Source organism: Tabrizicola sp. (assembly GCF_034366665.1).
Taxonomy (GTDB): domain Bacteria; phylum Pseudomonadota; class Alphaproteobacteria; order Rhodobacterales; family Rhodobacteraceae; genus Tabrizicola.
In genome coordinates, this window is the sequence record NZ_JAXMMF010000052.1 from 33,906 (window position 1) to 45,718 (window position 11,813).

Here is an 11,813-nt window from a genome sequence, read left to right on the forward strand (position 1 = left end):
GCGGGCCTTAGAACTTGTAGCCGACGCCGATGTCGAACAGCTCGTCCGAGCCCATGACCTTGGTGCCGCCGCCTTCAACGTAAAGACCGCCGTCCAGGCTGTAGGTCGCCGAGACCGAGTAGGCGTCGTTGGCGTTTTGCACCATCAGCATGTCGCCGCGCAGGGTCAGCGCCGTCATGACATCGACGCTGCCGTAAAGCCGCACGGTATGACGGGTGTCGCCGGCATCATATTGCGCCAGCGAGGCCCCAAGGTCGAAGCGGTCGGCATCGTGGAACGCGCCGATCTGCATCAGCGACGGATTGGGGCCGGGGGCCGTGGCAAACTCGCCAGTGATGAAGAACGTCGTCGCACCAGCCGCATAGTGCATGAAGCCTTCGGCCACGTCGACGTTCCGGTCGTTCATGTGGTGATACCCGGCCCCGAAGCTAAGGCTGCCCGCCTCCTGCTTCCAGGTGATGCCGGGGGTCATGCCGCGATCCACGGCGCTGACACGGCCAGTCAGCGGACCGCTCAGGAAGTTCGAGCTAAGATCCACCACGCGCGACGTGGAAAAGCGCGGCATCACCCGCTCGGTGTCCGACAAGGGGCGTGGGGCACCAACCGCAAACTCGCCCGCACCCGTCGACAGGACCAGCGCGGCCCAGACGTTGGTGAAGTCCGACCCATCGTCCAGGTAGGTGGAGTCCAGCGCGGCATCAAAGCCCAGAAGCCCGCCCGACCGCCAGCTCAGACCGACGTCGCCGTCCAGCGCGAAGCCCGCGTTGGTGTCGGCGTCCAGATACTCCAGCTTGACGTCACCGCCGAAGGACAGACCGGAGTCCTGAGCCGATGCGGGAAGCGCGAAAGCCGCGACAAGCGCGGGAAGAAGAAGCCTGGTCATGTTTGTTGTCTTTTCTGCTCGGGTTTTTTGGCAGTATGACACAAAACCCGGCAGAAGGAAAGTCCGTCTGAACAACATGTTGTGCGAAACCGCGCCGTCGCGCTGGTCAATAAATGCGGAACGGGCGGGGACAAGCCCCGCCCGCCCCCCAAGCGACGCGTTTCAGGCGTTACTCCTCGGGCTGGCGATAGGCCTTGTGGCAGGCCGAACAGGCCCCGCCGATCCCGCCCATTCCCGCCTTCAGGCTGTCAAGGTCGGTCGCCGCTGCGGTCTGGAACGCTGCAGCCGCAGTGTTGAGGTCGGCAATCTTCTGAAGAAAGTCATCCTGCGCCGTCCAGACTGCCGGCAGTGCGAAGCTGTCCGCCGACTTCTGGTATTCGGACCCGGCCGGAAACTGATCCATGCTCAGCACCGAGGCGATGGCCGCGATGTTGGCCGCAGCCTTGCCGGCCACCGCGGCGTCATAGGGCACCTCGTCCTTGGCCATCGCGCCGACCTTGCCCAGGTCTGTCGCCATCTGCAGCATAAGACCGTGCCGCATTTCGACCGCATCCGCGAACGGATCCTCTTCCTGGGCAATCGCGCCCGAGGCCAGCACGGCACCTGCCGCGGCAATCAGAAGCAAACGTCTCATTGGTGTCTCCCTGCATGAGTTCTGCCACCAAGCCTGTCTTCGCGGGCGCACGCAATATAACTTGTGGTGTACTGGGCCTCGATATGCTCGCGCTTACGGCGAAAAACCGCCTGGTCGGGATGGGTTAAGCCGGTCCGCGCCTATTCGACATTCGGCACGGCCAGCAGATATTCGGCCACCGCCTGCCGGTCGCTTTCGGGAAGGCGGGCCATGTTCTCGACCACATGCGCCATGTGGCCGCCGACGCTGTCATAATCCGGCGTGAAGCCTGTCGTCAGGTACTGCACGATGTCGCCAGCGCTCCAGCCCAGCTTGGCCGGGGTGATGTTCGGGATGCGTCCGTCACCCGACGGGTTCGGCGCGCCCCCCAGCCAGCGGGCGGTGTCCATGCCGCCCAGCATGTTGCGCGGCGTGTGACATTCGCCGCAATGCGCCAGCGCCTCGGCGATGTAGCGCCCGCGCGCGGCTGTCGGCGTCAGGTTCCCCGGCAGCGCCCAGTCGTCGTCAAGGAACAGCAGCTTCCAGGCCCCGATGGTTTCGCGCCGCGAAAAGGGAAAGCCCAGCTCATGCGGCTGGCTGGGGGTCGCGTCCGCGGGCAGGGTCTGCATGAAGGCGTAAAGGTCCGCCACATCCTGCATCTCCATCTTCGCGTAGGACGCATAGGGCAGGGCAGGGTAGTAATGCTCGCCTTCCGGGCTGACCCCGCGGGTGATGGCGTTGGCGAGGTCCAGAACTGTCCAGCCGCCGATCCCGTGCTCGGGGTCCTGGCTGATGTTCGGGGCAACGAAGGTGCCGAAGTCCGAGGGGAAGCGCTGCCCGCCCGACAGGATCAGCTGGGCGTCCCCCTCGGCCTTGTCGGCTGCGTGGCACGAGGCGCAGCCGGTGGCCCAGAAGACCAACTCGCCCCGCGCGGCATCACCGGTCAGGTCCGACACGGCGGCGGCGGCCAGCGGATTGGGCCGGGCAAGCACGTAAAGCCCCCCGGCACCGACCAGACCCAGAACGACCAGCCAGCGCATGATCCGCATCGCCCAACCTCCGACTACAACTTTGCGGCGACCCTAACCGACAGGCCGCCCGCGTCCAATCACGGTTTCTGGCGTAGGCTGTCGACGGTCATCCAGTCAGGCCAGCCGATGAAGTATTCAATCCCGACCAGCACCAGACACAGCGCCACCACCCCGAACACCAGCTTCACCCGGCCCTCGGAGGGCGGGTTCTGCGCCCAGCGTTTGGCACGCAAAAGCCAGGTCAGGGCGTTCATGTTGCCTCGGTGAACCGCACCTTGCCGATGTAAGGCAGGTTGCGGTTGCGTTGCGCAAAGTCGATGCCGTAGCCCACCACGAACTCGTCGGGGATCTCGAACCCGGTCCAGTCGGCCTTGACCGGAACCTCCCGGCGCGAGGGTTTGTCCAGCAGGGCGCAGACCTTCAGCCGCTTGGGTTCCCGCGCCTGCAAGAGGTGGATCACATGGTGCAGCGTGAAGCCGGTGTCGATGATATCCTCGACTACCAGCACGTCGCGGCCCGCGATCTCGCCCCGCAGGTCCTTCAGGATGCGCACTTCGCGGCTGGAGTGCATCGCGTCGCCGTAGGACGAAGCCTCCAGGAAATCGACCTCGACCGGAAGTTCGATCTCGCGCACCAGGTCGGCGATGAAGACGAAAGAGCCCCGCAGAAGACCCACGACCACAAGCTTGTCGGTGCCGTGGAAATGCGTGGTGATCTCGCGCGCCAGCGCCTCGACCCGGGCCGCGATGGCCTTGGCGCTGATCATCTGGTCGATCACATAAGGGCGGTCTGGCATTGCGGTCATCCGGTTACTTCGCCCCTTCCTAGCCGCCAAAGCCACAGATGCAAAGGCCGTGACATGTCGCCCGCTTGATCTTGCCGCCGGGACGGGCCACATCTCGGGCCGAAAGAGACGCAGATGCCCACCCATTCCGAAACCAAACGCCTGCCCTACAGCGCCCAGCAGATGTATGATCTGGTGGCCGATGTCGCATCCTATCCGAAGTTCCTGCCCTGGAATTCCGCCGCCCGCATCCGCTCGCGCACGCCCATCGCGGGCGGGGGCGAAGTGATGGAGGCGGACCTCGTGATCAGCTTCAAGGTCTTCCGCGAACGCTTCGGCAGCCGGGTCACGCTGTGGGCCGAGGCGAAGAAGATCGACACCGAATACCTGGACGGCCCCTTCCGCCACATGCGATCAAACTGGGCCTTCCGCGACATTCCCGGCGGCTGCGAGGTCGACTTCCACGTCGACTTCGAGTTTCGCAATGCGATCCTGCAGGGGATCATCGGCGTGGTCTTCAACGATGCCATGCTGCGTGTCGTCCGCGCCTTCGAGCGCCGCGCGGCGGAATTGTACGGGCCGGGGCCGATCTGACGCGACGGAAATCTCTCGCGGCGGCGTGAAACCCGAACGACCCGTCCGGAGGTTCCATGCGCATCCTTGCCCTGCTGATTGCCCTTGTCCTGTCCCAGCCGCTTGCCGCCGAAACTGTCCGGCTTGGAGACCGCTGGTACCGGATCGAGCTGCCCGCGAACCCCAAGGGTGCGCCCCTGATCCTGGCGCTGCATGGGGGCGGAGGCGACCCGGACCAGTTCGCGCAAGCCTCGGGTCTGGCCCGTGTCGCGACCCGTGCAGGCTTTGCCGTGGTCTTTCCCGCAGGGACCGGTCGGCGGGGGGATCGGCTGCTGACCTGGAACGGCGGCTACTGCTGCGGCCCTTCCGCACGTCGCGGTGTTGATGACATGGGGTTTCTGAAGCAGGTGATCGCCGACGCCGCCCAGCGGTTCGGAGTGGACGGGCAAGGCGTCTACCTGACCGGCATGTCCAACGGCGCGATCCTGGCGGAAACCTTTGCTGCGCAGAACCCGGACCTTGTCCGTGCCGTGGCGGGCGTCTCGGGCACGATGGACACGTCCCGCACCCGCGTTCAAGGCCGGGTCCCCGCGCTGATCATCCACGGCACCGCCGACACGATGGTCCCCTACGAGGGTGGGCAGGGCGACACCAGCCTGACGCGGACCGATTTCGCCTCGGTTCCATCCGTGGTGCAGGCTTTTCTGGCGCCCTGGGGCGGCGTTCTGGCCGAGACCCGGCGCAGCATCGACACTCGCGACGACGGCACGTCCATCACCGTGACCGACTACCAAAGGCGCGGCAAAGTCGTCCTGCGACTGATGACCGTCCAGGGTGGGGGCCACCATTGGCCCGGCGGCCGCAAGGCGCGGCTGACCGAGGGAAAGACGCAAGAGATCGACGCCAACACCGAGATCCTGCGCTTTTTCGCGGCGCATCCCTGACGTCCGGGACAAATTCCTTCGAAGGAATTTGCAAATCTTTTGGGGTCTATATACAGAACTGGCCACACCGGCCAACCAGTTACGGCCCAATCATCGGGCATTTGGTGGGTATCAGAAAATCGCGCCCTCTGGCGGCTCGATGCTATCCCACCATTCCGCTATCGTCTTGCAGGCCGCTTCCATGTTCTGAAAGCGGCGGGTCGCGTCTGATGGGGCTGGGTGTCTTGACCAAGCGATGTGTCGGTGATTCACTCATTCCAAAAAACCCCTGAGGCAAACATGGCGGACCTTTATCTTACCGGGAAGTCGCAGAATGGAAAGCGGCTGATGATCGCTCCAATCACGTCGAGGATGCTGGCGCGATGCCCAGAACCACCGAGTGATACGGCGGGATACTTCCTCACCGAAGAGGAAACAGAAGATGCAACTGGGGCAGTTACCATTTTGGCGCGCATTCCAGATGATGAGTCCGCATTGAAGATTGGCCGCGTTTTTGGTCTAAGGTAGTTTACACGTCTTGGTTTCACTTGCCTTTGCTTGGGAAGAAATCAGGGAAAAGTGACAGTTGGCCGTCCAGGGGGCCGAACCGCTTCTCGTAAAGGCGCTTAAAGTCTTCAATGTCATCGGCCAGCTTCAGCATCGTGAGAACTTCTTGGCGCTGCGCTCTGAGTTTCTCCAGTCCATAGCCCTTGCTCAAGAATTGATGCAGCCGCTCCTTGCGCGTCCCCTTCGCATCAATCTTGGGGTTCAACCTTTGAAGTTCCTTGAGGACTTCTCCCCGCTCAAGGGGGCCATAGACGTACTTATTGGTGAAGTTACCGAAGTGCTGAGGCTTGTTGATGACGGTAGCGCCGCCTTGCCTCTTCACATACTGGCTTGAGCCATACACCTTGTTCAGTGTGATGTAGAAGTCATCCGGGAACTCCTTTTCCCATTCGCGCTTTTCTTGCTCAATGTAGGCTTGCACCATGAGGCGCAAGGCGTCGGGGCTGCGCTCCGTCTGGTAGCCGGTAGCTTCATCAATAAGGCTGACAATGCCGACCTTCGCCAAAGCGTTGATGATAGCCTGCGCTTGACGAGCCATCGGCTCCTGCGCTTTGCTCAATTTCCCGCTGTCGCGGGCGCGGATAACAGCCTTGCAAACCTCGACCAGGATCTCCGCTTCGTAGCCGTGGGCTGGATCCGACCCCACAGCATTGAAAAGGATGGGGTTTTCGATCTTTTTCAGAAGATCTTCTGCCACTTCGGATCCAAGCTTCTTCCCGCCCAAAGTCTTCATGAAGGCGTTCCCGCCCTCCGACTTCAACCCAAGCGCCTTAGCCATGCCCCGCTTGTGAAAAACACGCCTTCCGTCTTCCAAGACGTAGCATTCCAACTGCAAACCACCGATGGGCAGTATCCCCTTGTGGGTTGCCGAAACCATGTCAGCGAGGTCCTTGCCGGGGATCTCATCGTCGGCGGGTCCGCTGCCCACGCCAACCATCGCATCGACGACACTCTCAAAGGTGTCATCAATCGGCGCAATTTCTTCGGGTTTCTTAGCCACGGATCAACTCCTCATAGGACAGGTGCTTGGAAACCATCCGGTCGATGGTCATGTTGATGAGCTGCATGGCGCCAACCTGCGACGTGTTGTGCCGGAAGGAGAACTCCTTGACGTAGCGGTGCAGGTGCTTGGCGCTCATGAAGTGATAGATGCCATAGTGGCCGCGCTTCAGAAGCGCCCAGAAGCTTTCAATGCCGTTTGTATGGGCTTGGCCGTTGATGTATTGGCCGACTTGGTGATTGACGGTCACATGGCGATACCCAAGGCCAGGAAGCGCGCGGTAGACTCGCAGTTGGTCAGTGACGACGGTTGAGCCGACTGCCGCGTTTTCGCAGATGAAGTCGTTTAGGGTTTCGCCCTTGGCATCGGCGACATGCTTGGCGCGGACTTCGCCGTTCTTGTCACGGATACCGACGACAACAGCCTTGCCCTTCGCCCCACCGCCGGGATTGGTTTTCTTGTCGATATGGCGGTTCTTTTCCTTGCCGCCGACGTAGGTTTCATCAACCTGAAGATCGCCGTCCATGTGGTCGTCGCGGTCTTTCAGCCAAGTTTCGCGGATGCGCTGTGCAAGAAACCAAGCCGATTTCTGAGTGATGCCAAGTTCACGGGCCATCTGGGTCGATGGGATGCCCTTGCGGGCGCAGGTGAGCATGTAGATGGCCAGCAGCCACTTCAGCAGCGGCAGGCGGCTTTCGGCAAGCACAGTGCCCGTGCGGACGCTGAAGTGCGCGCGGCAGTCTTTGCAGCGATAGGCCATCGGCTTGTGGTCTTTGCATTCAGTGACCGAGACGCTGCCACAGTGGCCGCAAACCGGCTCACCACCCCAACGGCGTTCTTCGAAGAACCTGCGCGCCGCTTCCTCATCCGGGAACTTGCGGAAGAACTCAAAGGTGCTGAGGGTTTCGGGCTTTTGCATCGTGAACTCCATCGCTAACGAATATAGCTAGCCAAAATGGGCGCCGGGGTCAAGCGATTTTTGGCTAGTTAAGTATATAGGTCCCAATCTTTTCGAAAGGATTTGGCCCTACACCAGCGCCGCGACCAGCAGGCCCAGCACGTGCTCGGTCGCGGCCTTGCGCACCTGCGCCCGACCCAGCGCCCCGAACTCCACCGTCTCGACCTGTGTCGCCTGACCTCTGCGCGCAAGGCCAAAGCAGACCCGCCCCTCGGGCTTGAACTCGGACCCGCCGGGCCCAGCGATCCCGGTGATCGAGACCGCGAGGTCGGCCGCGGACTGCGCAAGCGCCCCCTCGGCCATTTCGCGCGCGACCTCTTCGGACACGGCCCCATATGTGGCCAGCGTTGCCTCGGACACCCCCAGAAGTTCGACCTTCGCCGCGTTGGAATAGGTCACGAACCCGCGCTCGAAGACGTCCGAGGACCCCGCCACATCGGTCAGCGCCGCCGCGACCAGGCCCCCGGTGCAGCTTTCCGCCGTGGCGATCCTGACGCCCCAGTAGCGCGCCCGCGCCAGCAGGTCTGCGACTTCTACCCCAGCCACGGCTGCACCACCCCGTGATAAAGCCCCGCCAGCGCGACCGAGCAAAGCCCGGCGAACAGCCCCGCCCAAAGGTCGTCCAGCATAACGCCCTTCGCCCCCGCCATGCGGTCGGCCCGGCCCACCAGCCAGGGCTTCCAGATGTCGAACAGCCGGAACAACAGGAAGGGCGCGACCCAGCCCGGCCAGGCCCCGAACAAGAGGTCCGGGACATCGTGCCGCCAAAGCGGGATCACCGTGAACGAAAGCGCCAGAAGCTGCCCCGCCACCTCGTCGATCACCACCTCCGAAGGGTCCTCGCCCCCCGTCGCCCGCAGATACTGCGGCACCGCCCAGAACCCCAGCCCCGTCGCGACCACGAACCCCACCGGCACCGCCAGCGCCCAGCCCGCCTGATAGGCCGCCACCGCCAAGACCACCGTGATCGCAGAGGCCCAGGTCCCGCTGGCCGGTTTCAGAAACCCTGCGCCGAAGAAGGTGGCAATCGCGCGGCTCATGCCTTCACCAGCGTCGCCGTGGCAATCGCCGCGATGCCTTCCTCACGCCCGGTGAACCCCAGCCGCTCCGAGGTGGTGGCCTTCACCGAAACCCGGCCTGCATCCACCCCCATGATCCGCGCCAATTCCGCTTGCATTGCAAGGGCATGCGGGCCGATCTTCGGACGCTCACAGACCAGGGTCACGTCGCAATTCCCCAGATCATAGCCGCGTGACCGCGCCAGCCCGATGGCATGGGCCAGGAAGATGTGGCTTGCCGCGCCCTTCCACTGGGGGTCCGAAGGCGGGAAATGCCGCCCGATATCCCCCTCGGCCAGCGCGCCATAGATCGCGTCGGTCAGGGCGTGCATCCCGACATCGGCATCCGAATGGCCCAGCAACCCCTTCCCATGCGGCACTTTCACCCCACACAGCCAGACATGGTCGCCCTCGCAGAAGGCATGCACGTCATAGCCATTTCCCAGCCGCACATCCATCGCTTGCCCCTTCAGGATCGCCTCGGCCCGGGCGAAATCGCCGGGATAGGTCAGCTTCAGATTGGTTTCGTCGCCCTCGACGATGGCCACGTCAAGGCCTGCATCCCGCGCAACCTGTACATCGTCCAGCGCCGCGCCCGGATGCGCCCGATGTGCCGCCAGAATCGGCGCAAAGCGGAACGCTTGCGGAGTCTGCGCGCGCCACAGGCCCGTCCGGTCGACCGTCCCCGAGACCTTGCCGTGATCGCCGCGCCACAGCGCATCCGTGACCGGCAGGGCAGGGGCCGCGCCCATGTGCTCCTCCAGCGCCAAAACCAGCCGGTCGATCAGCGCGCGCGGTACCAGCGGTCGAGCCCCGTCATGGATCAGCACCGCCTCGACACCCGCCCCCTCCAGCGCCCGCAAGCCGGCCAGGACCGAGGCGTCGCGCGTCGCCCCGCCCTCGACCAGTTCGACGCCAAGGCCCGTCGCGCGGGCGCGGTCGTCGGGGTGGATCACCAGCACAACCCGCATCCCCGCAAAGGCTGCCAGGGTATGCGCCAGCACTGGCTTACCCGCCAGCATTTGCCACTGCTTCGGCACCTCTCCGCCCATGCGGCTGCCGCGACCTGCGGCCACGATGATCACGGCTGTCTGCATGGCACCTTCCTTTGTCCTCTGCCTAATCCAGCCCGACCTGCATGACAATCTGGCGCTTTGCACCTGCTGACGCCTAAAAATTGTGCATCGCATGTTTTTCAGTCATAATCCCGTCGCGCTGCCTTGGTCCTGTCAGGTGGCGGCGCTAGCACCGTAAGCAACTGCACAAGGATAAGGCTTTGTCCCTGCCTCTTGGCCCACTGTCATTGACACCTCCGGTTTTCCTGGCCCCCCTGGCCGGGATCACCGACCTGCCGTTCCGTCGTCTTGTCGCCCGCTTCGGCGCGGGGCTGGTGGTCAGCGAGATGGTCGCCAGCGCCGAGGTTGTCCGCGCCCAGCCCGAGGCCCGTGCCCGCGCCGAACTTGGCCTGGGTGAACAGGCGACCAGCGTGCAGCTTGCGGGGCGCGAGCCTTACTGGATGGCCGAAGGCGCGAAGTTCGTCGAAGGGCAGGGCGCCCGCGTCATCGACATCAACATGGGCTGCCCCTCCAAACGGGTGACGACCGGCCTTTGCGGCTCGGCCCTCTTGCGCGACCTGGACCTGGCGCTGACGCTGATCGAGGCGGTGGTCAAGGCGGTCAAGGTCCCTGTGACGCTGAAGACCCGGCTTGGCTGGGACGACACCCTGCACAACGCGCCCGAGCTTGCGCAGCGCGCGGAAGGTGCAGGCGTGCAGATGATCACCATCCACGGCCGGACCCGCTGCCAGTTCTACAAGGGGTCCGCCAACTGGGCTGCGATCCGGGCGGTGAAAACGGCCGTGACCATCCCCGTCATCGCCAACGGCGACATCACCGACACCGCCACGGCGCGTGAGGCGCTGCGCCTGTCCGGTGCCGATGGCGTGATGATCGGCCGTGGCGCGCAGGGCGCACCCTGGAAGCTGGCCCAGATCGCCCACGACCTTTACGGCACGCCCGCGCCGAAGGTCCCCGAAGGCGGCGCCTTGGGCCGGATGATCCTGGATCATTATGAGGACATGCTCACCTTCTACGGCCGCGAGCTTGGCCTGCGCATGGCCCGCAAGCACCTTGGCTGGTACCTGGACGAGGCGGGCCTGCCCCATGCCCGCGAGGCGATCCTGACCTCCACCGACCCGGCCGACGTGATCCAGCTTCTGGAACAGGCCTTCGCCGAGCTGGAGCTTGCCGCATGACCCCCTACCGCGCGCCCTATCCGGTGCCCGGTGTCATCTGGGCCTCGCTGCCCTTACCGACGCTATTGATCGACCAGGGCGCGATGATCCTGGAGGCGAACCCCGCGGCCGAGACCTTCCTCAACACCTCGCAGAAAAGCCTGATCGGCCAGCCGGTCTTTGACCGGCTGTCGATCGAGGCCCCGATGGAAGAGGCGTTGATCCGCGTCCGCGCCAACCAGTCGCCCCTGAACATCAACGACGTCGACGTGACCACCGGCGAACGGCCCCCGGTTCAGTGCACGATCCACCTCGCGCCGATGCACGACAATCCCGGCATCGTGATGCTGATCCTGTCGCCCCGGGAACTGGCCGACCGTCTGGGCCGCTCGATGGGGGCCAAGACCGCCGCCCGGTCCGCCATCGGCATGGCCGAGATGCTGGCGCATGAGATCAAGAACCCGCTCGCCGGGATTTCCGGTGCCGCGCAGCTGCTGTCGATGAACCTCGCGCCCGAAGACCAGGAGATGACCGACCTCATCGTCGAGGAAACCCGCCGCATCGTGAAGCTTCTGGAACAGGTGGAGCAGTTCGGCAACCTGCGGCCCCCGGACCGCAAGCCGGTGAACCTGCACGACGCGCTGGACCGCGCCCGGAAGTCGGCGCTGGTAGGATTTGCCGCCCACATGACCATCACCGAGGATTACGACCCCTCGCTGCCGCCCACCTTTGCCGACAGCGACCAGCTGATGCAGGTCTTCCTGAACTTGATCAAGAACGCCGCCGAGGCCTGCCGCAACGGCGGCACGATCCGCCTGCACACCTTCTACGACCTCAGCTTGCGCCTGCGCCGCAAGGATGGCCCCTCGGCCGCCCTGCCGCTGAACGTCGAGATCATCGACGATGGCCCCGGTATTCGTCCCGACATCGCCGCCAATATCTTCGAGCCCTTCGTCTCGGGCCGCGAGAATGGCACCGGCCTGGGTCTGGCGCTTGTCTCTAAGATCATCACTGACCACGAGGGCTGGATCACCGTCGATTCCACCCCTGGCCGCACCGTATTCCGCGTCTCGCTGCCAATGGCGCCGCGCGAGAAGAAGAAGGAGTCCCGCTGAAATGGATGGCACCATTCTCGTCGCCGACGACGACCGCACGATCCGCACGGTCCTGACCCAGGCGCTGACGCGCGC

Annotated in this window: 14 protein-coding genes; 4 read left to right on the forward strand and 10 right to left on the reverse strand. The window is 64.2% G+C overall.

Annotated features, from left to right (window positions below):
- Positions 1-7: 7 nt before the first annotated feature.
- The 5 genes from U1E69_RS06955 to hpt form a co-directional block, all read right to left on the reverse strand.
- Positions 8-883 carry a hypothetical protein gene (locus tag U1E69_RS06955; RefSeq protein ID WP_322243626.1) on the reverse strand — a complete coding sequence of 292 codons (876 nt, stop codon included), beginning with the start codon at positions 881-883 and terminating at the stop codon, positions 8-10.
- Between the two features lie 169 nt (positions 884-1,052).
- Entirely contained in the window at positions 1,053-1,517 is a 465-nt protein-coding gene (locus U1E69_RS06960) for a c-type cytochrome (protein WP_322243627.1), read from the reverse strand.
- Positions 1,518-1,657: 140 nt separating this feature from the next.
- Entirely contained in the window at positions 1,658-2,545 is an 888-nt protein-coding gene (locus U1E69_RS06965; RefSeq protein ID WP_322243628.1) for a c-type cytochrome, read from the reverse strand.
- 59 nt (positions 2,546-2,604) lie between these two features.
- Entirely contained in the window at positions 2,605-2,781 is a 177-nt protein-coding gene (locus U1E69_RS06970; protein ID WP_322243629.1) for a hypothetical protein, read from the reverse strand.
- Positions 2,778-3,323, reverse strand: a complete 546-nt coding sequence (gene hpt / locus U1E69_RS06975) for a hypoxanthine phosphoribosyltransferase (RefSeq protein WP_322243630.1) — start codon at positions 3,321-3,323, stop codon at positions 2,778-2,780. Before hpt ends, U1E69_RS06970 begins: the two co-directional genes overlap by 4 nt.
- A 123-nt stretch (positions 3,324-3,446) precedes the next feature.
- On the opposite strand from hpt, the gene U1E69_RS06980 reads away from it, so the two are divergent.
- Both U1E69_RS06980 and U1E69_RS06985 read left to right on the forward strand, forming a co-directional pair.
- A complete protein-coding gene (locus U1E69_RS06980) occupies positions 3,447-3,905 on the forward strand; it encodes a type II toxin-antitoxin system RatA family toxin (protein ID WP_322243631.1) in 459 nt (152 codons plus the stop codon).
- A 56-nt stretch (positions 3,906-3,961) separates the two neighbouring features.
- On the forward strand, positions 3,962-4,828 hold the full coding sequence (locus U1E69_RS06985) for an alpha/beta hydrolase family esterase (RefSeq protein WP_322243632.1): 867 nt from the start codon (positions 3,962-3,964) through the stop codon (positions 4,826-4,828).
- Between the two features lie 523 nt (positions 4,829-5,351).
- On the opposite strand, the gene U1E69_RS06990 is transcribed toward U1E69_RS06985, so the two are convergent.
- From U1E69_RS06990 to U1E69_RS07010, 5 genes are all read right to left on the reverse strand, one after another.
- On the reverse strand, positions 5,352-6,374 hold the full coding sequence (locus U1E69_RS06990; protein ID WP_322243633.1) for a P63C domain-containing protein: 1,023 nt from the start codon (positions 6,372-6,374) through the stop codon (positions 5,352-5,354).
- The gene (locus tag U1E69_RS06995; RefSeq protein ID WP_322243634.1) at positions 6,367-7,293 is read right to left on the reverse strand and encodes an IS1595 family transposase; all 927 of its coding nucleotides are present in this window, start codon (positions 7,291-7,293) and stop codon (positions 6,367-6,369) included. The genes U1E69_RS06990 and U1E69_RS06995 overlap by 8 nt, the downstream gene beginning before the upstream one ends.
- A 108-nt stretch (positions 7,294-7,401) precedes the next feature.
- Positions 7,402-7,878 carry a nicotinamide-nucleotide amidohydrolase family protein gene (locus tag U1E69_RS07000; RefSeq protein WP_322243635.1) on the reverse strand — a complete coding sequence of 159 codons (477 nt, stop codon included), beginning with the start codon at positions 7,876-7,878 and terminating at the stop codon, positions 7,402-7,404.
- Complete coding sequence (locus U1E69_RS07005; protein ID WP_322243636.1) at positions 7,866-8,372, reverse strand: phosphatidylglycerophosphatase A; 507 nt, start codon at positions 8,370-8,372, stop codon at positions 7,866-7,868. The genes U1E69_RS07000 and U1E69_RS07005 overlap by 13 nt, the downstream gene beginning before the upstream one ends.
- Positions 8,369-9,487: a bifunctional 2-C-methyl-D-erythritol 4-phosphate cytidylyltransferase/2-C-methyl-D-erythritol 2,4-cyclodiphosphate synthase gene (locus U1E69_RS07010; RefSeq protein WP_322243637.1), complete on the reverse strand. Its 1,119-nt coding sequence runs from the start codon at positions 9,485-9,487 to the stop codon at positions 8,369-8,371. The genes U1E69_RS07005 and U1E69_RS07010 overlap by 4 nt, the downstream gene beginning before the upstream one ends.
- A 206-nt stretch (positions 9,488-9,693) precedes the next feature.
- On the opposite strand from U1E69_RS07010, the gene dusB reads away from it, so the two are divergent.
- Together dusB and U1E69_RS07020 are read left to right on the forward strand one after the other, a co-directional pair.
- Complete coding sequence (gene dusB / locus U1E69_RS07015) at positions 9,694-10,644, forward strand: tRNA dihydrouridine synthase DusB (protein WP_322243638.1); 951 nt, start codon at positions 9,694-9,696, stop codon at positions 10,642-10,644.
- Positions 10,641-11,738 carry a two-component system sensor histidine kinase NtrB gene (locus U1E69_RS07020; RefSeq protein ID WP_322243639.1) on the forward strand — a complete coding sequence of 366 codons (1,098 nt, stop codon included), beginning with the start codon at positions 10,641-10,643 and terminating at the stop codon, positions 11,736-11,738. The genes dusB and U1E69_RS07020 overlap by 4 nt, the downstream gene beginning before the upstream one ends.
- The last annotated feature ends 75 nt before the right edge of the window (positions 11,739-11,813 follow it).